Source organism: Peribacillus sp. NPDC097895 (assembly GCF_050277555.1).
Taxonomy (GTDB): domain Bacteria; phylum Bacillota; class Bacilli; order Bacillales; family DSM-1321; genus Peribacillus.
This window is the reverse complement of the sequence record NZ_JBNNSH010000001.1, coordinates 1814786-1836564: the sequence shown is the minus strand read 5'-3', so window position 1 is coordinate 1836564 and position 21779 is coordinate 1814786. Positions and strand designations below refer to the sequence as shown.

The window sequence follows — 21779 nt, the reverse complement described above, 5'->3', positions numbered from 1 at the left end:
AGTAAGGATGAGCAAATCGCTCATCCTCACATACAAAAATGTTCAAATGTTTTTAAGGTCATTTATCCGTACATATTTGGTAAAATGAATTAATGTTTAATCCATTTATCATGGATTTCATCATACTTGCCAGAATCTTTAAGTGACTTTAGCGCTTTGTTCAATTCGGCAACAAATTCTTCATTACCTTTTTTAACAGCAATTCCATACGGCTCGTCTGTAAATGTTCCGCCAACAAGCTCATAATTTGGATCTTCATCTGCCATTCCATAAAGGATGGAATCATCCGTAGTCAATGCATCCCCCTGCCCGGATTTAAGTGCGGCAAACGCTTCTGAATAATTTTCAAATTCTAGCACTTGTGCGTCAGGTGCTTTTTCACGAATATTTATGGAAGAGGTAGAGCCTTTTACAGCCAATACTTTTTTACCTTTTAAATCATCAATACCCTTTATATCGCTGCCTTTTTTGACCAACAAAGATTGTCCGGCATCGAAATAAACATCAGTGAAATCAACTTCTTTTTTACGATCTTCCGTGATGGTCATGGTTGCTACAATCGCATCGATATCCCCATTATTCAACAATGCCATCCTTGTTTTTGAAGTCACTTCTTTAAATTTAACTTTATTTTCATCACCAAGAATTTCAGCAGCAAGAGCTTTGGCGATATCAATATCAAAGCCTTCCACTTCACCAGTACTTGGGTTTTTCAAACCGAATAATCTTGTATCATTTTTAACCCCAAAAACAATCTCATCCTTATCCTTCACTTGTGCAAGGACATCTTTACCACTTTCCTTACTTCCACCCTCTTTACCTTCGTCCGTGCTTTTCCCTCCGCCGCAACCAGCTAATAAAATGACAGCAAGTAGGGATAGCAAAGATGCCTTCAACCATTTCTTTTTCTTCAACATGAAAAATCACCCCTGTTTTTTATTTAATGATTTAATATACGGCTGAGGAATAAACGGGCCCTCTCCTCACGAGGATTCGCGTAAAACTCAGCCGGTGTTGCCTCTTCTAAAACCCTGCCTTCGTCCATGAATACGATTCGATCAGCCACTTCTCGGGCAAATCCCATTTCGTGCGTGACCACCACCATCGTCATCCCTTCATGGGCAAGTGTTTTCATTACATCCAGTACCTCGCCGATCATTTCTGGATCCAAGGCTGAGGTAGGTTCATCAAACAGCATGATATCAGGCCCCATTGCCAAACCTCTAGCTATGGCAACCCGTTGCTGCTGCCCTCCTGAAAGCTGAGAAGGAAAGGAATTTGCTTTATCTCCAATCCCTACTTTCTCCAGATACTTTTGTGCGATCTTTTTCGCTTCCGCTTCGGATTGTCCTAAAACTTTCCGCGGAGCAAGCATGATATTCTCGAGCACTGTTTTATGGGGATACAGGTGAAAATGCTGGAAAACCATACCGATATTCCGACGCAGTTTGTTTATGTCCGTTTTTTTATCCGCGACATTTAAACCATTGATGGAAAGGGAACCTTCAGAAATGGTCTCTAGGCGATTAATACATCGAAGCAGTGTACTTTTCCCTGACCCGGACGGACCGATGACAACTACCACCTCCCCCTTATTAATTGTCAGGTTAATATCTTTCAAAACTTGAAAGTCACCAAAATACTTATTCACTTGATTAAAAACAATCATAATTAGCCTCCCTGCCCCATAATCAATCCTATTAAACTTAAAATTTATAATAATCAGAATTTAACATGTATAAACTATCATTCTCTCACCTTATGTATTTAACCTATCTTAAGTTATTATTTCCCAATTAAAACGAAACGTTAGTGAAAAGGCAACTTTATATTGTTATTTTAAACTAGTAATTTAAATAATTTATTCAATATTCACATTTTTAATTATATCTAATATTGCTTAAAATTACCATATAAACTTTAAATTGTTAAAAATGATATTATATTCATATTCAAGTCGATTTTTCATGAACACTTCTTTTATTAAAATATAAAAGTATTTATTTCCCGTAATCCTTATGGAGGCTAAAAATCACATATATATAATGAACAATAAAAAAAAGACAGCAATGGCTGTCTTTTTTATTCATTTATAGCATCTTCAAATGGCGCTGAAAATAAGCCTCTTGGTGCAAGCATATCCGTATCGGATTCACGACTTTCCCCAGCAATCGAATATATGCCTGCAGGAAAAAAATCAAACATATCACTTTCCTTATGTATGATTTGGAAATAATCGAATAAATCATCCATCAGTTCTTGATGTTCATCAACCTTAATAATTTCACCACATTCATCAATTTCAAAATTTTCATTAATGGCATCTTGAAGTTCTTCATTATTTGAAGATGCGATATAAAGATCAACATCGCCACACTCCATACAAAGCAGAAGTTTTTCTTCCAGTGCCTCATCATAGGATTCTTGAACGATTTTCTTCAAAATGGCATCAATCTTTTCAGGATTAGATAGTTTAATTTTTGTTTGAAACACAAAATCCCTCCCCCAATTTAGTACAATGGCTGAGCCAGCTGAACGAAATGTAATAAAAGCAAGCTTAACTGAGTACTATTATAAACTGTTAAAACTAGTTTCGTTGTTACCCTTACATTCTAATGAATTCCAATCTCCCTAGTTCGTCCCGTAACCGGGAAGTGCAAGATATTCACGAATCCTGTCCACTCACTATTGTCTATTCAATAAGTTTGCCCACATATTTTAAATGGTAATCTCTTATAAAACGAAGAAAAAGATGATTGGAAGGGTAATCAGGCTTAATGATGTACTTATGAATGTAGCACTTGAAACGAATTCAGGCTCTGTATTGAATTGGAGCGCATACATCGTAGTGTTAGCCGCCGTTGGCATGGCAGCTACGATAATCATGATATGCCTGACCATTTCATTCACTGGCAAAGCAAGTGATAAGAGGAAAGCAATGGCCGGTGAGACGGCAAGTTTAAGCAGAAGTGAAACCGATAGCTTTCGATAAGGAATTTTTTTCAGCGAAATGTTGGCAAGTTGCATCCCAAGAGTAATCATGATCGTTGGAATCGCCGCACTTGCCACAAGGTTAATGGCTTCCAAAACCGAATTGCTTAGAGGTATGTTCACAAACTGAAAAACCGTCCCTCCAATGGCACCATACACAGTTGGCATCCTGCACACTGCTTTTAGCGCAGTTTTAACTCCATTACCTTCCGGGCTGCCCTTCGCTGCGAAATAAATGCCGATCGTGCACATCACTAACTGCTGGCCTACCATAAGGATGATTGCATAATCGAGTCCTGCTGCTCCGAATAAAAGGAAAATGACTGGTGTTCCGTAGTTCCCGTTATTCATGAATGCGGAAGCCAATATCATGCCGCTCGTTTCAGTCACAGAATAATTACGGAAAAAAGATATGATATAGACCGCCAATATAAGAGATAGACAGAGTAGTATCGTAAATAAGAACAGGTAAAGATAATTAATCGTAAATTCTGCGGAATAAAATGTTCGGAACACAAGAAAAGGTGACATTAAATATAATGCCATTGTGGAAATGGATTTCGTATCAAGATTAAACTTTTTCTGACCGACGAACCCTAAAACAAAAATACCGAATATCGGTAAAAGCACTCCCAAAAACCCCATACATTTCACCTTCATACTCTTAATGATTTTCTTCTTACAATATCAGTTTTCATATTATTTGTAAAAATTTTTTAAACGCAGCCCTTGGTGTAATGTCATGTATTCTAACGTTATATGATTTTTCTTTATTTTCAGGAAACAACATTCCATTTTCACCTAAATATGGTATATTATTTATTATATTTACGTGACTAAACGTAACACCGAACTTTTAAACTATAAATATACGAAGGGGTGTTGTTATATGGATATAAAATTCATGGAGATGGCTGTTCGACTTGCACACGAAAATGTATTGGCAAAGAACGGAGGACCATTTGGTGCTGTAATCGTTAAAGATGGCACAGTTATAGGAAGAGGATGTAATAATGTGACAACTGCCAACGATCCTACAGCTCACGCCGAAGTACAGGCAATTCGTGATGCTTGCAGAACTCTCAATAGCTTCCAGCTTACTGATTGTGAAATATACACAAGCTGCGAACCTTGCCCCATGTGCATCGGTGCAATTTATTGGGCCCGTCCAAAAGCCATTTATTATGCATGTACTAAGGAAGATGCTGCACGAATTGGCTTTGATGACCACTTTATATACCAAGAACTTGCCATACCGATGGAAAACCGCTCCATAAAAATGGAACAAATGTCATTCAGTAACCATGATTTACCTTTCCGGACCTGGGAGACCTATGTTGAAAAAGTGAAATACTAATCTGCAATAGTTATCAAAGGAGGTTTGCATTTGATAAAAAATTTGCTTAAAAAAAGAATAAACGTGGCTGCAGGGACTATACCTGCAGATTGCGTCATTAAAAACGCTCGAATCATAGATGTATTCAATGGTGAGACCTTTTCAGGCGACATTGCAATTGTAGATGGTTTTTTCGCTGGCATCGGGAGTTATGAGGGAATTTCAGAAATCGATGCTACTGGAAAATTCGTTGCCCCTGCTTTCATTGACGGTCATGTCCATATTGAATCCTCAATGGTTCGGCCTTCTGAACTCGCAAAAATCCTCCTTTTACACGGAGTGACCTGCATTGTTGCAGATCCTCATGAAATCGCCAATGTTTCTGGTAAAAAGGGCATTCAATATATGTTAGAACAATCTGATCAGCTTCCTTTCGACTTCTATTTCATGATGCCATCTTGTGTACCAGCTACGGAGTTTGAACATTCTGGTGCTGTCCTAAAAAGCGAAGATTTACTTCCCTTTTACCAAAACCCGAGAGTGCTTGGTTTAGCCGAAGTGATGAATTTCCCTGCCGTTTCACATGCCGAAGAGGATATGCTGCAAAAATTATACGATGCTAATAAACTTGTCAAAAGCATTGATGGCCACGCGGCTGGATTAAGTGAACAACAACTCGATGTTTATACCAGTGCCGGCATAAAAACAGATCATGAATGCACTACAGTGGAAGAGGCAAAAGAAAGACTACGAAAAGGAATGTATCTAATGATCAGGGAAGGAACTGTTGCCAAAGACTTAATAAACCTGGTTCCAGCCATCAACGAGAAAAATTCCCGCCGTTGTTTATTCGTCACAGATGACCGTCACCTGGATGATATTATAGCTGAAGGAAGTATCGATCATAACGTTCGCCTTTCCATTGAAAAAGGAGTCCCACCCATTACCGCCATTCAAATGGCGACCATTAACGCTGCAGAATGTTTTGGTTTAAAAGAACACGGTGCCATAGCGCCTGGATACAAGGCAGACTTCCTTCTATTAGAGGAACTTGATTCAGTCACCATCCACTCGGTCTTTAAAGACGGGGAACTTATTGTTCAAAATAATCGATTACTTAACTTTCCGGCAGAAAAGGAACAAGTTATTGACGATGGTTTAAGGCACTCTGTTAAATTTCATGAATTGACGGAAAAGGATTTGGAGATATCCTTCAAAGGTAATCTGGCTCTGGCTAATATTATTGAAATAACACCTAACAGTTTGATTACAAAACATTCAATTGAACCAGTTAAACTAAAAGACGATCATTTCCTGTTCTCTGAACAGGTTGATCATATTAAACTTGCTGTTATTGAACGGCATCATATGACTAATCAAATAGGTCTTGGAATCGTCAAAGGACTCGGTTTGCAATCAGGTGCTATTGCCTCGACGGTTTCCCATGATTCCCATAATTTAATCATTGCGGGTACGAATGACCAAGATATGCTTATGGCAGCAAATGAAATAAAAAAAATGCAGGGTGGATTGGTCGTCATTCAAAATGGAACTATACTCACCTCCCTTCCGCTACCTATTTCTGGATTGATGAGTGAATGTACATATCTGGATGTAGTTCATTCATTGAAATGTATCGATGGAGCCCTATTGAAACTCGGTGCAAACCGGAATTTCAACCCTTTCCTTACACTCGCTTTCTTGGCGCTACCTGTCATTCCGGAAATTAAACTGACGGTTCAGGGCTTATTTTCCGTTTCTCAGTTTACGCATGTTCCTATCGAAGCCGTACCAGTCGATAATATGGAGTAAATCTGCCCTCCTAGAAAAGGGGGAAGACTGTAGACAAACTCGATAATATTTGATTTTCCCTACAGTTTTTTTGAAGGGTTTTAAATGGTGAACATTGAATTCCTCTCCAGGCACTCCCTTTCCGCGGGCGGTCCGGGATCCCCCCTCTGCGCTATTTGCGCCTGCGGGGTCTTCCTTGGACACGGTTTTTCCGCAGAAGTCTCGCACACCTGTTCCAATCAACTTTGTTTTAAAATTTATAAACCCTTTTGTCTACAAACTCTGCCCCTATTAGGGGGATTTTCTTATTCACCCCAAAATTTTCTAAATAAAAAAAGGTTCCAACTCAACTTGAACCGGGAAAAGAATAAAATGGATGCCATCTATGTTAAAATATAAAATAAACACAAATCTTTCTTGGAGGAGATAAATATGGTAAAACATGATCAACACGCCATAATTGGATATATTGGAACGTACACAAAAGGGAACAGCGAGGGCATATACCGCTTTACTTTAGATACAGCGGAAGGAAAACTCAGTACACCGGTTCTTGCAGCAGAATTAACCGATCCGACGTATATCACAATCAGCCAGGACAAAAAGAATCTATACGCCATCTTAAAAGAAGCAGGAAGCGGTGGTGTTTCAGCCTATTCCATTAATGAAGATTCAGGTGAGCTTACTTACCTTGGCAAGCAACTGACACCCAATGGTTCTTCCTGCCACATTAGTGTTGACAGCAAGAAACAAGTCTTAGTCACTTCCAGCTATGGCGAAGGTCTGATTGAAACATATCAGCTTCAGGACGATGCGACCCCAATGCCTGTAGCATCCACCATTCGTCATGAAGGCCACGGACCGAATGAAGATCGTCAGGAAAAGGCGCATACTCACTTCGCTGGTTTCACACCGGATGAAAGATTCATTGCTGTAGTCGATCTCGGAATCGACAAAGTGATAACCTATAAATTACATAATGGGATATTGGAAGAAGTAAACAGTTTATCTGTAACGACAGGCAGCGGACCGCGGCACCTAACCTTCCACCCAAACGAAAAATTCGCGTATGTGATGGCAGAACTTGTACCCGAAGTCATTGTTTTAAGCTTCGATAGTAAAACCGGGAGCTTTTCTGAATTACAAACGGTTCGGACCACACCGGAAGATTTCAAGGAAAATAACCAAGGAAGTGCCATTCATATTTCTGAAGACGGGCAATTCGTATATGCAGCAAACCGCGGACATGATAGTATTGCCGTCTACAAAATCAATCAAGAAACAGGCAAACTAACATTCGTCGAACTTGTTTCTACCGAAGGACATTGGCCGCGTGATTTTTCAATCGACCCTAGCGGAAAATTCCTGGTTGCTTCAAATGAACAATCCGGAAACCTGACACTTTATTCTCGGAATGAAAATAGTGGAAAATTAACTTTATTGCAACAAGATATTCAAGTTCCCTTTCCTGTTTGCGTTAAATTCCTCTAAAGCTCTTATTATAAAAAAGGATTGAAGCATGTAACCATGCTTCAATCCTTTTTTTCATAAGTCGTTTTTTAGCTCCATTTCTCCGCCATTTCAGGGAAATCAATAAATGGATTTCGGTTGCCCTGAATTTCATGTATCGCTTGATTTCTATGTTTTTCATACGTGCTGACCGGAAAAAGCCGATGCCATTCCAGAAGCAGCGCCATGTTAACTTTGCTGGTATCAATGATTCCCTCATATCTGAGTAAAAAATACATGGTTGCCCTAGCTACGACACCTTTGCCGTATTCAGGTTCGAATTTGCCTTCCTCTGATTTCCCGCAACCTTCTTTTATGCCTGCAGCAGATGCCTCTGGCTTATAATCTTCAAAATCATGGTACGGATAGTTACCTCGGCTACTATTACAAGTTGGTTCACAGGCGAACAGATGATGCAAATCCCCTCTCATTGGTTCTTTTTTATTAAACCATGACTGAGGTACGACATGTTCACAGTTAACGAGCATGTCCTCATTCTTCGTTGATTGGACTCCTTTTGTCAACATTTCAAGTATCCGAATATCTTCCTCAATGACTTTCACAGGATCCATCCCTTTACCGGAATACAGACTTTTCAGTTTGCCATTTTCCTGCAAGTCCACCCAAGGGTAAACATGACGATGTGGTGAGTAGTTAAGCTGGTTTTTATGGGTGGCTACTAGTAGGTCCTTCAAGTCACCTCGGTCCAAGGAACCATCTTGGTAGTATACTCGCTTAAGTTCCTGATCTTCGGTTTCATTGTAGTATTCGCGATTTTCACTGTAGTTCACAAGTGCAGCCATTGCCATTTCCCGTTCTTTTTCAAGTACTTCAAAACTATTATTCATCCACTCATCCCCCCGCTTCTATTAAACCTAACTTTTACCATAATTTAAGTTTAATAGAAATCAAATGAGAAAAAAAGGTGCTTTAGAAGGGTCTAACGAAGAATTTCAATAAAATGAGTAAGGATTTTGGCTGTCATCCCCCAGATTACTCGATCGTTATATAAGTAAAAATATTCTTCCATCTGTTTGGGCTGCCATTTATAATTCTCCCCGCCAACGATTAAATCATGGGGGAAGTTTTCATGCGGTTCGATTTTATAATTCACATGATAGATCTCTGGCGGTTTTTCCATGAAAAAGGAAAGCGGTACCGTAAAAATGGTTTCTACCTCAGCGGGATTAGGCATTATCCGTTGATGGTTACGGACAAATCCTGCATAAGGATATACAATCATCCCAAAAGGGGATACCAAATAATCAATTGGAAAGACATTATAGATATCTTCTTTTTTCAAACCTAGCTCCTCATGTGTTTCCCTTAGGGCCGCCGCCTGCTCATCATGGTCAAATTTGTCGATTTTCCCACCAGGAAAGCAGATATCCCCTGGCTGCCTCCTTAGTTTGTGTGAACGCTCTTCAAAAAGAACATGGATTCCGTCTTCTTTTTCTATAAGCGGCACCAATACAGCATACTTGGAAAAATTCCCACTCCCTAAAATTTCAGGATTATGTAAATTGAGTTTTTTTGATATATCTTCACTGTTCATTTCCCACACCTCTTCTGACGGATAATATTGACGATATGAGATCGGTTTACCTTCACCCACTCCTTATCATTCCATTTTCAAACATCCGTTAAAACTAATCAAGGAAAACGATTCCAATAGGTTCTCTATATTGCGCAGGGGAACCCAGCATTTGAATTCTTTCATCCAGAATTGCCTTAGTTTTAAACTACCCCTTTGCATAATGAAAAAGTCACAGTTCATGAATAAAATGTTATTCCACGCATAAACCGCTCTCCTACTAAAATCATTGAATCGAATTTATTTTACTCATTAACCTCTATAATAATCTAATTGATGTATGGACAATCCGATGATCTTTGGCCACCCATAGACTTTAATCCACAGGAAAAACACCGTACAAATTTTTGAACGGTGCAAGGAGATAAAAAAGCGCTAAGAAAAAACAACAGTTACACATAAAGACTCTTATAAAAATAACTAAACTTCTTGGCCAAAAGGTTTTTTATTTTATAATTCAGCCAGCGTACGTTTTACCGTCGCTACGATGAAAGAGAAATCTTCTTCTGTAATGCTTAATGGGGGAGAAAGAGTAAGGACATTATTGAAACCTGCAACTGTATCACCATTTTTACCGATGATAAGCCCCTTTTCTTTACATGATGCAATTACTTTATTGATTTTGGAGAGAGCTATCGGTTGTTTTGTCTGTTTATCTTCCACTAGTTCGATTCCTACCAGCATACCTTTCCCACGTACATCTCCAACATTAGGATGAGATTTGATTTCTTCAAACTCTTGCAAAAAACGAATTCCTAATTCTTTTGACCGTTCTATCAGTTTTTCATTTTCATATATTTCAATATTCTTCAAAGCTACTGCACATGCAGCAGGGTTACCACCGAATGTATTCACATGTCGAAAGCGGTCATAATCATCAGAACCAATGTATGCTTCATAAATATCACGTTTGACTGCTGTCGCGGATAATGGCAGGTAAGCGCTGGTGATCCCTTTAGCCATTGTGACGATATCCGGTTTTACATCGTAATTCATAAAGCCGAATTTCTTTCCTGTTCGCCCAAAACCGCAAATAACCTCATCGGCAATAAGAAGGACACCATTTTTCTCACAAATTTCTTTGACCCGTTTCATATATCCATCAGGTGGCATCAGAATTCCACCTCCAGTGATGATTGGTTCCATAATGACCGCTGCAACCGTTTCGTTCAATTCCCATGTAATGGTACGATCAATTTCCGCCGCACTTTTTTCACCGCTTTCATCCTCTGGGTTTCGGTAAGAATCCGGTGGCGATACATGAAGAAATCCAGGGGCAAGTGGTTCATATTTATACTTCCGTTGTGCCTGCCCAGTAGCAGCCAGGGCTCCCATTGAATTCCCATGATACCCGCGATAGCGGGAAATGATTTTATAACGTCCATGTTCGCCTTTTTGCTTATGATATTGGCGAGCTATTTTAAAAGCAGCTTCATTTGCTTCTGAACCACTGTTGGAGAAAAAAATGACATAATCCCCGCCAAGCCAATCGTTTAACTTTTCTGCTAGTTTAATAGCCGGGATATGACTGTTCGTTAAAGGGGCATAAGGAAGTTCCTTCAATTGCTCGTATGCCGCTTCCGCAAGTTCAGTCCGACCGTAACCAACGTTGACACACCATAAACCTGACATCCCATCTAGGTACCGATTCCCATCAATATCGGTAATCCATGCTCCTTGCCCTTTTTGGACCACCATTGTCCCAGGGTTCGGTTCAGCCCCTTTCATATGATGCCAAATATATTTCCCATCCGTCGTTTTAAGATCCTGACCCTTTTTTTCAACCTGCATAAGCCACACTCCTCCTAAAATAATGTATAAAGGAAGGTCGACCAAAGATTGCGCCGACCCCCTTTTCCATATCAGTATCTTGCCGTTAACATTTTCTTTCTAGTGTAAAATTCCACGCCGTCTTTCCCATTGGCATGAAGGTCTCCATAAAATGAACTTTTATAGCCGGAGAAAGGAAAAAATGCCATCGGTGCCGGTACACCAAGGTTAACACCAAGCATCCCTGCATCAATTTCTTCACGAAATTCCCGGATGGCTTTTGCGCTATCCGTATAGAGGCAGGCACCATTGGCAAATTCGGATTGATTGGTCAATTCAATTGCCTCTTCTAGGGTATTAACCCGTACTATGGATAAGACAGGGGCAAAAATTTCATCCTTCCATATTTTCATATTTGTTTTTACATGATCAAATAATGTTGGCCCAACAAAATAGCCATTTTCCTGATCTCCTTCATTCCTGCCATCGCGAAGGAGAACAGCTCCTTCTTTTTCCCCGATCTCAATATATTGTTCTGTTCTCTTTTTATGAGAATCACGGATCACAGGTCCTAGGAAAACGTCCTTATCCATCCCATTTCCGATCTTGATGTCATCGGCTGCAGCCTTTAATCTTTCAACAAGCAAGTCTCCCACTTCTCCTACTGCCACTACGACCGAAGCAGCCATGCAACGCTCGCCTGCAGATCCGAAGGCGGCATTCGTGATGTTCGTTACGGCATTGTCGAGATCGGCATCAGGCATTACGATAGAATGGTTTTTCGCACCCGATAAAGCCTGGACCCGTTTTTTATTGGCAGCTGCCGTTTTGTAGACATACTCAGCAACAGGCTGGGATCCAACAAAAGATACCGCTTTAATGTCCTCATGTTCCAAAATCGCATTCACGACATCGTGAGCACCGTGGACAATATTGACAACACCATCCGGGACACCTGCTTCCGTCAATAATTCCACAAGACGATTGGCAAGGAGCGGCGTACGTTCAGATGGTTTTAAGATGAATGTATTTCCACAAGCTATCGCAAGCGGGAACATCCAACATGGCACCATCATTGGGAAATTAAAAGGTGTTATCCCTGCAACGACTCCCAATGGATAACGGTACATTCCAGATTCAATTCCTGGAGAAATATCAGGAAGTTGGCTACCCATCATTAGTGTAGGTGCACCTGCGGCAAACTCCACACATTCAATTCCACGCTGGACCTCCCCATATGCTTCTGTATAGCTTTTTCCGTTTTCGATCGTGACAAGCTTTGCTAGCTCATCCCAGTTTTCGATCAACAACTGCTGGTAACGGAATAAGAAACGTGCTCTTTTAGGCACGGCTACCTTTTTCCACTCTTTAAATGCTTTTTTTGCAACCTGCACAGCTTGGTCGACATCTTCCTTTGTGGAAAGAGGTACGATTGCCAATGCTTCTCCTGTTGCAGGATTAGGCACTTCTTCATGTTTGGACGTTGTGGAATCTACCCACTTTCCACCAATATAATTTTTCAACGTTTCTACATCATTAATAACGGCCATTTTGAAACCCTCCATTTTCAACCCGATTTCATAGTTTTATTATATTTTTCAATTGAATATTTTTCATTAGACGTTTTGTATAGTTTTTGATTCAATATTTGCACATATTGTTTGTTTTTTGATTTTCCTATATTCATAAGAATCATGGGATGAAATCCTCATTCATCCGATCCCAAACTAAATCAGGATTTCGAACGCTTCATTTAATGATGGAGTATAGCTTAAGGTCCTCATGCTTCCCTTTAACAAACATCCCTTTTCTTATGATTCCTTCAAAAGACATTCCAGCCTTTTGCATGACACGCTCCGAAGCCAAATTTTCAACAAAGCATCGTGCTTGTATGCGCACAAGGTTCATATTTTCGAAACCAAAGGCGATTATCGTTTTGGCTGCCTCTGTCATCAAGCCACTTCCCCAGTATTCGGGTGCCAGCACATACCCTATTTCAGCACTATGATGATTCACCTGCCATGAAACGAAGTCAATCGTTCCAATCAGCTTGCCACTTTCTTTGTGTTGTATCCCCCATGGTGCGATTTTCTGATCCTCATAGCTCTGTAAGACAAACTGGATAAAGTCCTTAGTATCACATAAGGAACGATGTGCTTCCCATGTGACAAAACGGGAAACTTTCCTATTGGATGCATAAGCGAACATTCCTTCGGCATCATTCATGGTGACTTTCCTCATAACTAAACGTTCTGATTCTATAGTAGGCAAACGTCCATATATTTCTTTCACATTCATGATAACACCCCATTCCATTTATTTGTATTATAACAAGATTGATAAACAATCACAGTTCCCAATTGAAAAATAATCTAAATCTACGTATAATTCAGAAAAATGACGAAGGAGGATGCTTATGTCAAATAGAAAACTCGTAATCAGCCAAAATTTGAATGAACCTTTATTACAAAAAGTTAAAGAATTGATCCCTGAGTGGACTGTTATCACTGGAAGATCACCGGAAATATGGAAGGAACATATAATTGATGCGGAAGTGATCGCTGGCTGGAAATCGTCCATGTCTGCGTCCGTTCACACAAGCGAAGTGAAATGGATCCAGACATGGAGTGCTGGAGTTAATGCTCTACCTTTGGAAACGTTAAAACAAAGGAAGGTGCGGATTACAACGGCAAATGGCGTTCACGCCTATCCCATATCAGAAACCATTTTTGCGCTAATGCTTTCCTTAACTAGAAAAATAGATACATATATAAAGCAACAGCAGGAAAAGACTTGGCATCATGCGAATATGAAGCAGGAAATTCATGAGAAGACCATAGGAATCATCGGAGTTGGAAAAATCGGAAAGGAAACAGCTAAGATTGCAAAAGCTTTTGGTATGACTGTTTTGGGAATGCGCCATTCTGGGAAATCTGAAGAATATGTCGACGAGATGTTCACACAGAAACAATTGAACACTCTCCTTCCAAGATGCGACTATATCGTCGTGACTTTACCCTTGACCCCAGAAACACAGGGGATGTTCGGCAAAACCGAATTCCAGTTAATGAGGCCTTCCGCTTTTTTCATTAATATAGGCAGAGGAAATCTCGTTGTCGAAAACGAATTGGTCCATGCGCTTAACGACAATCAAATTGCAGGAGCTGGACTGGATGTGTTTGAAACGGAGCCACTTCCGGAGAAAAGTCCGTTATGGGAAATGAACAATGTCATCATTACGCCACATACATCCGGAAATACGGAATTTTACGATCAACGGCTGATTCAGGATATTTTCATCCCGAATTTAAAGGACTATCTGGACTGTAAAAACCCTTCAATAAATTTACTTGATTACAAAAAAGGCTATTAATACCTATTCTTCTTAGGTTCACAATAAATATTCTGCTTTGTTTACTTGCAGATTCCGACATTATCTGTTATATTTAATAAGAATTATTTTTGTTCGGGAAGATTGATAAGTGAAACACTTTTCGTCTAATGATTGAGCAAGGGTAGTAACACAATGTGTGGATTCACACTAGGAGGCAACAACAATGGAACAAGGTAAAGTAAAATGGTTTAACGCAGAAAAAGGATTTGGCTTCATCGAACGCGAAAACGGAGACGATGTATTCGTACATTTCTCAGCTATCCAAAGCGAAGGATTCAAATCATTAGACGAAGGTCAAGAAGTTACTTTTGAAGTTGAGCAAGGTCAACGTGGACCTCAAGCTACAAACGTTCAAAAAGCATAATTTTAAATACAATATATAACAGACTCTACTTGTAGGGTCTGTTTTTTTGTTTTATAAAATAAAAAAAATCCAAATAAAAAAGCCCCATTCACAAGGAATAGGGAACATGAAACAAGTTTAGTAAATGGTAAACACAGTATAACACACTAAGAATGGAAACCCTAATTTATCCGAAAAGTAAAAATTATCAAGCACTTCCACACCGATTTCCTAAATGCATCAATCATTTATTTCTTATCGACTTCATAGGTTCGATCCGTGCCCCATGGATAAAACGGAGGCATATCCGAGCTGCTTTTCATTTTAAAATCAGCTTTCCTTTTTTCCAAGAAAGCATCGATCCCTTCTTGTGCATCCGCTTGTTTTCCTGTCCAATGAATCATTTTCGATTCAATTTTATGAGATTCAACTGGGTGGTTAGCACCTAGCATGGTCCACATTAACTGCCTGGATAACGTCACTGAGACGGAAGATGTATTTTCTGCAATTTCTGATGCGATTTCCATTGCCGCTGTCATCAATTCTTCCGGCTCGACAATCTTGTTTACCAGCCGGCCTTCATACGCCTCGCTGGCGGTGATCATTCTACCAGTAAAAATCCATTCGGAAGCTTTACCCATCCCGACAAGTCTAGGTAAGAACCACCCGCTGCAGGCCTCCATTGTAATTCCTCGCCTCGCAAACACAAAACCCATTTTTGCATCAGTTGAAGCAATTCTAATATCCATTGGTAAAGTCATGGTTATTCCAATTCCGACTGCCGCTCCATTAATCGCCGCTATCATGGGTTTCTTCATCTCAAAAATCCTTAAAGACAAAATCCCACCACCATCGCGGTATTCAACCAAAGGAGTGTGATCCATAAAGGTTTCTGCGCCTTTCTCCAAATCCATTCCTGCACAATATGCATCTCCGGCGCCAGTTAATATAACAGCACGTACGTCATCATTTTCATCCGCTTCATCAAAAGCTTGAATTAATTCCTGACACATCTTTTCATTGAAAGCATTCATTCTCTCTGGACGATTAAGAGTAACAATCATGACATGATTGACGATTTCACTTGTTATCGTGGAATACAATATCAGCCCCTCCTTCTCTCACAAATTGAACACACTTTACAAACTTTCTATTTTTACATATAATTACATTTTATATGTTTTATTTTCATATTCCTAGCTATTATTTTAATAAGCCGATAAAAATTTTAAGTTTGCAAGAATATCACTTATATTTAAAGCGATGTTAGATGTAAAAAAAAGACCAGCCGCAATATGCAACTGGTTTTTTTGTTTACCAATATAAATGACAAGCAACGAAATGCCCGGGTTTTTGTTCTTTCCATTCTGGTACAGCACTTGAGCATATCTCCATCGCTTTAGGGCACCTAGTTCGAAATACACAGCCACTCGGCGGATTGATCGGACTTGGCACATCTCCTTTTAGTACGATTCTTTCCCGTTTAATAGTCGGATCTGGAATCGGAACGGCAGAGAGCAAGGCTTGTGTATATGGATGAAGCGGATCCTTCGTTAAAGAATCACTATCCGAAAGTTCCATCATTCTCCCAAGGTACATGACTAAAATACGATCAGAAATATACTTGACCATTGATAAATCATGGGCAATGAATAAATAAGTCAAGCCCATTTCTTTTTGTAGCTCTTTTAATAAATTAACTACCTGAGCTTGAATCGATACATCAAGTGCAGAAATCGGTTCATCACAAACGATGAATTTAGGATTTAATGCCAATGCCCTTGCAATACCAATACGCTGGCGTTGACCACCACTGAATTCATGTGGAAAACGAGTGATATGTTCCGGACTTAAACCAACAAGTTTTAACAGGTCTTCCACCCGTTTTTTTCGCTCTTTACCCTTAGATATCCCATGAATGGCAAGCGGTTCCCCAATCAATTCCTCGACCTTCATCCTTGGATTCAAGGATGCGTACGGATCTTGGAAAATCATTTGAATTTCACGGCGGATATGTGACATTTCCCCCGGTTTGTAATCAAAAATATTTTTCCCCTGAAAAAGAACTTCTCCTTCCGTCGGTTCATACAAACGGGTGATTGTACGCCCTGCAGTCGATTTACCACATCCGCTTTCCCCAACTAGACCAACAGTTTCCCCTGGGTAGATTTTGAGATCCAAACCATCAACCGCTTTTAGCGACTGAGAACCAACTGGAAAATATTTCTTCAGGTTCTTTATTTCAACAAGAGGAGAATTTTCGTTGAATGCCTTTTCTTTTACTGACTTATTTTTTAGTGAAACCATTGTCTCTCCTCCTTTAAACATTAGTCTGTGCTTGTGCCAGTGCTGCCTTTGCCATTGGATGGTGAAGCCAGCATGCAGCTGTCTGTCCATCTTCCACTACCTCAAGTTCCGGATCATGATCTTTACACACTTTCATTGCTGATTCACATCTTGGATAAAATGGGCATCCTTTAGGCGGATCCAACAAATCCGGTGGTGATCCGATAATGGGTACCAATGGAGCCGTTTTTTCCATATCCAGCCTTGGCACCGTTTTAAGCAGCCCTCTTGTATATGGATGCTGCGGGTTTGAAAATATTGCTTCCACTGTACCGGTTTCCACAACCTTACCTGCATACATTACGACTACACGTTCGCACGTTTCCGCAACCACACCTAAATCATGAGTGATTAGAATGATGGAAGTATCCATTCTACGTTGGATATCTTTCATCAGTTCTAAAATTTGCGCTTGTATCGTTACATCCAATGCCGTTGTAGGTTCATCCGCAATTAATAATTTCGGTTCACAGGCTAGGGCCATCGCTATCATCGCCCGCTGGCGCATACCACCTGAAAACTCATGTGGGTATTGCTGCATCCTTTTTTCAGGCTGAGGAATCCCTACTAGTTTAAGGGTTTCTAACGCTCGGTCATATGCATCTTTTCGGGAGATATTATTATTATGCTTTAGGATACCCTCCATAATTTGGCTGCCAATTTTTGTCGTTGGATTGAGCGAAGTCATCGGATCCTGGAAAATCATGCTGATTTCATTTCCACGGATCTTCTGCATTTCCTTTTCACTCATTTTAATAAGGTCTTTACCGCCAAAATTTATTGACCCTTTTCCATACTCTGCTGGAGGTGTTTCCAATAATCTCATGATTGATTTCGCAGTTACACTTTTGCCACATCCGGACTCCCCAACAATGGCGACGGCTTCCCCTTTTTTCACTTCAAAGTTCACGCCGCGCACAGCCTGCACTTTTCCTGCATACGTATGGAAGGTGATGTGTAAATCATTCACTTCTAATAGGTTCTCCATCATCGTCCCTCCTATTCTAGTAATATCAATTCTTTGTGTTAGGACTCATTTATTTCCGTAGTTTTGGATCCAGGGCATCCTGCAGTCCATCACCAGCTACATTGAACGCGAACATGGTTAAGGAGATCAATATTGCCGGGATTAAAAGTTGATAGAAATTCCCTACCAAAATGCTTCCCAGGGCATCACTTGTCAAGGTTCCCCAACTTGCCTGAGGAGCTGGAACTCCAAGTCCCAAAAAGCTTAGTGTAGCTTCAGCAAAAATCGCAGTAGGTACAGTCAACGTTAAATTGACTAGGATGGGTCCCATTGTATTTGGAATCATGTGTTTTCTAAGAGTCCAGCTCGTATTAGCACCAGAGATGGTTGCTGCATGAATATATTCATTCTCTTTTAGCTGCAAAACCTGTCCCCTTACTAGTCGTGCCATAGGAATCCATCCTGTAATCGACATGGCTATGATGATTGGCAATATACCAGGTTTTAAAACGACCATCATCAAGATAACCATCAATAGGTAAGGAATCGCATAAATCACTTCTGCAAATCGCATCATTATATTATCTGTGCGCCCGCCACGAATGGCTGAAATTCCGCCATATAGGACACCAATCAAGAAGTCTATCAACGCTGCCATCAAACCAATGAACAAGGATATCCTCGCACCATACCAAGCTCGCGTAAATAAATCCCTTCCTGATGAATCCGTACCAAACCAATGCTCGGCATTGGGGCTAAGATTCTTTTTCTCGAAATCTTGACCATAATAAGTATATCCATTAATATATGGACCAAAAATCGCCAGCAAGACCAAGAGGATTATTAGAACAAATCCGGTCATTGCTAGTTTATTTTCTCTAAACCGACGCCAGACGTCAGACCAGTATGAAACCGTTGGTCTTGCAATTTTTTCAGCTTCCTTAAAGTTTCCTTCAGCGGGTTGGAACATATCTTCAGTAAAATGCATTTTATCTGCCATTATTTTTTCTCCCCCGTCACTTTAATTCTTGGATCAATCAACGTATAGGCTATATCAACGATGAATATCAATAGGATAAGCACTGCACTATACACAATTGTGGAGCCAAGAATGACCGGGTAGTCTCGGTTGGATATTCCCTTTACGAACATATCTCCCATGCCCGGAATACCAAAAATACGTTCAATAATGAAGCTTCCTGTCACGATATTAGCAGTAAGGATACCTAGAATCGTAATAATCGGCAATAACGCATTCCGAATCGCATGTTTGATTATGACACCGCTCCGTTTCAACCCTTTTGCCTTTGCTGTCAAAATATAATCCTGCCCCATTACTTCGAGCATGCTCGTCCGCATTAATCTAGCGATGAAAGCAAGTGGCATCATTGACAGGGCAATGGATGGTAAAATGGTATGCTGCCATGTCGCCCATGTAGCTACCGGAAAAATGTGCCATTTTATTGCAAAATAATTGATTAATATAGTTGCCAAAATAAAATTTGGAACGGAAATCCCTACGATGGCAATGACCATTGATAGATAGTCAGGCCATTTATTTCGTTTCAACGAAGCCACTACACCCAAGATGAGCCCAAAGAAGATGGCAATCACCAAAGCTTGCGCCCCTAAATGCAAGGACACTGGAAAACCCTTCAAAATGTAATCATTCACTGATATGGATGAGGATTTCAAAGATGGGCCAAAATCAAATTGAACGACTTCCAATAAATAATTCCCATATTGGGTCAACAAAGGCTTGTCCAATCCATAGTGGACTTGAAGATTTTCATAAACAGCTGGAGGCATTGCTCCCTCTTTCGCAAATGGATTTCCCGGAATCGTATGCATTATGATGAACGTTAATGTAATAACCGCCCACAAAGTAATAATCGCCCATTTAAAACGATTTAATGTATATCTCAACATGGTAATCACCCCAATCATCGATTTTCTAAGGAGTTGAAAACGGAAATGAATTCATGAAATATTCAAATTCGCAATTGAAAATGGGGTATGTCCTAATTGGACATACCTTCCATTTCACTTTAATCCTTCTGTTATTTTTTATCCGCGTAAATAAAGTTCGGATAAGCGTTTATCGGTGCATAAACTCCAGTAACATTCGATTTAACCATATATGGTTTTGTGTAGAAATAAACCGGAAGGATCGGCATTTCGTCAATCATAACTTTCTCTGCTTTATGTAAAGCAGCCATGCGTTCTTTCGGTTCCATTGTAGATTTTGCTTCTTTTAGTAAACTATCATATTCCTTATTTGACCAGCCAGCATCATTATAGGCTCCGTCCGTTTCCCAAAGCATGAAAGTCATTGGATCAACATAGTCACCAACCCATCCTGCACGGGAAATTTCAAAGTCACCAGCTTTTTCACGGTCTAGCTTAACTTGGAATTCAGCATTTTCGAGTGTCACTTCAACACCCAGGTTATCGCGCCACATACCTTGAACGGCTTCTGCAATTTTCTTATGTGAATCCAATGTATTATACAAAATTGAAAAATCAGGTAATTCTTTCATGCCTTCTTCAGCAAGACCTTCTTTTAACAATTTCTTAGCTTCAGCAACATTTTCCTCAAACAAGTTGCCTGTATTCTCCTGGAAATCTCCAGTTGCATCAGGAATACCCGGAGGGACTACTCCAAAGGCAGGCTTCTGGCCGCCTTGAGCAACATTTTCCGTGATTTTTTTACGTTCGATAGCCATTGAAAGCGCTTTCCTTACTTTTGCGTTGTTGAAAGGTTTTACTTCTGTATTAAAGTTGTAATAGTAAACAGCAAGTTCTGCGCCGTTTTTGAATTCTTTGTCGCCAGAATTAACCAATTGTCCTTGCACGTCCACTGGAAGTGGATAAGCGATGTCCAATTCACCACTCTGGTACATTTGCCAAGCTGTATTTTCATCTTCAATTAGAGCAAAGTTAACTGCATCCAATTTGATTTTATCTTTATCGTAGTAATTTTCATTCTTTTCGATTTTCAGGCTTTCTTTATGTTTCCACTCCGTTAATTTGAATGGACCGTTTGATACGTGAGTTTTTGCATCCAATGCCCATTTAGGATTTTCTTCCTGTACCTTTTTATCGATTGGATAGAAAGTATAGAAGGAAGTCAAATCTAGGAAATATGGTGTAGGCTGCTCCAATGTAACTTCTAATGTAAGGTCGTCTGTCGCTTTAACTCCTACATCCTCTTCCTTACCTTTGTTACTGTTGTAGGCTTCCCCACCTTTAAGGTAGTAAAGTTGGTAAGCATAATCAGCAGCAGTTTCTGGTTTCAATGCATACTTCCAAGCATATTCAAAATCATTCGCTGTAAGCGGATCCCCATTTGACCATTTCAAACCATCTTTCAATTTAAAAGTCCATGTTAATCCATCATCACTGATTTCCCATGATTCTGCAGCACCTGGTACGATTTTACCTTCTTCTGTTTTCTTTGTCAGACCTTCAAACGTGTGTTCAAGGATCCATGATTCATGAGTACCTTGCGCATTTGCAGGGTGTAGCGAACCAGGTTCACTCGAGTTGTTTACGTTTAATACTTTTGATTCCGCTGAATCACCTGATCCACCTTCTTTTTCATTCGAAGTTTCCTTCGAGCCGCCGTTGCATGCCGCTAGCATTAGCATGATGGCCATAAGAAGAGCAAGCACTGAAAATTTAGACTTTTTCAAAAAATATTCCCCCTCATCTTTAATCTTTATTCGAATAATTCCA

At 40.0% G+C, this 21779-nt stretch carries 20 protein-coding genes; 5 read left to right on the top strand and 15 right to left on the bottom strand.

Annotation, left to right across the window (positions count from 1 at the left end; genetic code table 11):
* Positions 1 to 89: 89 nt before the first annotated feature.
* The 4 genes from ACQKMH_RS08825 to ACQKMH_RS08810 all read right to left on the bottom strand — a co-directional run bounded on the left by ACQKMH_RS08825 (position 90) and on the right by ACQKMH_RS08810 (position 3636).
* Complete coding sequence (locus ACQKMH_RS08825) at positions 90 to 917, bottom strand: transporter substrate-binding domain-containing protein (RefSeq protein ID WP_427587005.1); 828 nt, start codon at positions 915 to 917, stop codon at positions 90 to 92.
* A gap of 23 nt (positions 918 to 940) precedes the next feature.
* Positions 941 to 1669, bottom strand: coding sequence for an amino acid ABC transporter ATP-binding protein (locus tag ACQKMH_RS08820; RefSeq protein ID WP_427587004.1), 729 nt, complete (start codon positions 1667 to 1669; stop codon positions 941 to 943).
* 413 nt (positions 1670 to 2082) lie between these two features.
* Positions 2083 to 2493 carry a hypothetical protein gene (locus tag ACQKMH_RS08815; protein WP_427587003.1) on the bottom strand — a complete coding sequence of 137 codons (411 nt, stop codon included), beginning with the start codon at positions 2491 to 2493 and terminating at the stop codon, positions 2083 to 2085.
* A 240-nt stretch (positions 2494 to 2733) separates the two neighbouring features.
* The gene (locus ACQKMH_RS08810; protein ID WP_427587002.1) at positions 2734 to 3636 is read right to left on the bottom strand and encodes an AEC family transporter; all 903 of its coding nucleotides are present in this window, start codon (positions 3634 to 3636) and stop codon (positions 2734 to 2736) included.
* 244 nt (positions 3637 to 3880) lie between these two features.
* On the opposite strand from ACQKMH_RS08810, the gene ACQKMH_RS08805 reads away from it, so the two are divergent.
* The 3 genes from ACQKMH_RS08805 (at position 3881) to ACQKMH_RS08795 (ending at position 7609) form a co-directional block, all read left to right on the top strand.
* The gene (locus tag ACQKMH_RS08805; protein ID WP_427587001.1) at positions 3881 to 4348 is read left to right on the top strand and encodes a nucleoside deaminase; all 468 of its coding nucleotides are present in this window, start codon (positions 3881 to 3883) and stop codon (positions 4346 to 4348) included.
* 24 nt (positions 4349 to 4372) lie between these two features.
* The gene (ade, locus tag ACQKMH_RS08800) at positions 4373 to 6139 is read left to right on the top strand and encodes an adenine deaminase (protein WP_427587000.1); all 1767 of its coding nucleotides are present in this window, start codon (positions 4373 to 4375) and stop codon (positions 6137 to 6139) included.
* Between the two features lie 411 nt (positions 6140 to 6550).
* Complete coding sequence (locus ACQKMH_RS08795) at positions 6551 to 7609, top strand: lactonase family protein (protein WP_427586999.1); 1059 nt, start codon at positions 6551 to 6553, stop codon at positions 7607 to 7609.
* Positions 7610 to 7677: 68 nt separating this feature from the next.
* Here ACQKMH_RS08795 and ACQKMH_RS08790 read toward each other — a convergent pair whose 3' ends face one another.
* The 5 genes from ACQKMH_RS08790 to ACQKMH_RS08770 all read right to left on the bottom strand — a co-directional run bounded on the left by ACQKMH_RS08790 (position 7678) and on the right by ACQKMH_RS08770 (position 13289).
* Positions 7678 to 8475, bottom strand: a complete 798-nt coding sequence (locus ACQKMH_RS08790) for an endonuclease (RefSeq protein WP_427586998.1) — start codon at positions 8473 to 8475, stop codon at positions 7678 to 7680.
* A 92-nt stretch (positions 8476 to 8567) separates the two neighbouring features.
* Complete coding sequence (locus tag ACQKMH_RS08785; RefSeq protein WP_427586997.1) at positions 8568 to 9182, bottom strand: NUDIX hydrolase; 615 nt, start codon at positions 9180 to 9182, stop codon at positions 8568 to 8570.
* Between the two features lie 489 nt (positions 9183 to 9671).
* Positions 9672 to 11012: an aspartate aminotransferase family protein gene (locus ACQKMH_RS08780; RefSeq protein ID WP_427586996.1), complete on the bottom strand. Its 1341-nt coding sequence runs from the start codon at positions 11010 to 11012 to the stop codon at positions 9672 to 9674.
* A 71-nt stretch (positions 11013 to 11083) separates the two neighbouring features.
* Positions 11084 to 12541, bottom strand: coding sequence for a CoA-acylating methylmalonate-semialdehyde dehydrogenase (locus tag ACQKMH_RS08775; RefSeq protein WP_427586995.1), 1458 nt, complete (start codon positions 12539 to 12541; stop codon positions 11084 to 11086).
* Positions 12542 to 12740: 199 nt separating this feature from the next.
* Entirely contained in the window at positions 12741 to 13289 is a 549-nt protein-coding gene (locus tag ACQKMH_RS08770) for a GNAT family N-acetyltransferase (protein WP_427586994.1), read from the bottom strand.
* 118 nt (positions 13290 to 13407) lie between these two features.
* Here ACQKMH_RS08770 and ACQKMH_RS08765 point away from each other — a divergent pair, with 118 nt between their 5' ends.
* Positions 13408 to 14364, top strand: a complete 957-nt coding sequence (locus ACQKMH_RS08765) for a D-2-hydroxyacid dehydrogenase (RefSeq protein ID WP_427586993.1) — start codon at positions 13408 to 13410, stop codon at positions 14362 to 14364.
* Between the two features lie 184 nt (positions 14365 to 14548).
* A complete protein-coding gene (locus ACQKMH_RS08760) occupies positions 14549 to 14749 on the top strand; it encodes a cold-shock protein (protein ID WP_029714163.1) in 201 nt (66 codons plus the stop codon).
* A 227-nt stretch (positions 14750 to 14976) separates the two neighbouring features.
* Here the strand turns inward: ACQKMH_RS08760 and ACQKMH_RS08755 are convergent, their stop codons facing one another.
* The 6 genes from ACQKMH_RS08755 to ACQKMH_RS08730 all read right to left on the bottom strand — a co-directional run bounded on the left by ACQKMH_RS08755 (position 14977) and on the right by ACQKMH_RS08730 (position 21736).
* A complete protein-coding gene (locus ACQKMH_RS08755) occupies positions 14977 to 15831 on the bottom strand; it encodes a crotonase/enoyl-CoA hydratase family protein (RefSeq protein ID WP_427586992.1) in 855 nt (284 codons plus the stop codon).
* Positions 15832 to 16042: 211 nt separating this feature from the next.
* Positions 16043 to 17035: an ABC transporter ATP-binding protein gene (locus tag ACQKMH_RS08750; RefSeq protein WP_427586991.1), complete on the bottom strand. Its 993-nt coding sequence runs from the start codon at positions 17033 to 17035 to the stop codon at positions 16043 to 16045.
* A gap of 13 nt (positions 17036 to 17048) precedes the next feature.
* Entirely contained in the window at positions 17049 to 18062 is a 1014-nt protein-coding gene (locus ACQKMH_RS08745; protein ID WP_427586990.1) for an ABC transporter ATP-binding protein, read from the bottom strand.
* A gap of 49 nt (positions 18063 to 18111) precedes the next feature.
* A complete protein-coding gene (locus ACQKMH_RS08740) occupies positions 18112 to 19041 on the bottom strand; it encodes an ABC transporter permease (RefSeq protein ID WP_427586989.1) in 930 nt (309 codons plus the stop codon).
* On the bottom strand, positions 19041 to 19970 hold the full coding sequence (locus ACQKMH_RS08735; RefSeq protein ID WP_053346403.1) for an ABC transporter permease: 930 nt from the start codon (positions 19968 to 19970) through the stop codon (positions 19041 to 19043). Before ACQKMH_RS08735 ends, ACQKMH_RS08740 begins: the two co-directional genes overlap by 1 nt.
* A 131-nt stretch (positions 19971 to 20101) precedes the next feature.
* Positions 20102 to 21736, bottom strand: coding sequence for a peptide ABC transporter substrate-binding protein (locus tag ACQKMH_RS08730; protein WP_427586988.1), 1635 nt, complete (start codon positions 21734 to 21736; stop codon positions 20102 to 20104).
* Between the last annotated feature and the right edge of the window lie 43 nt (positions 21737 to 21779).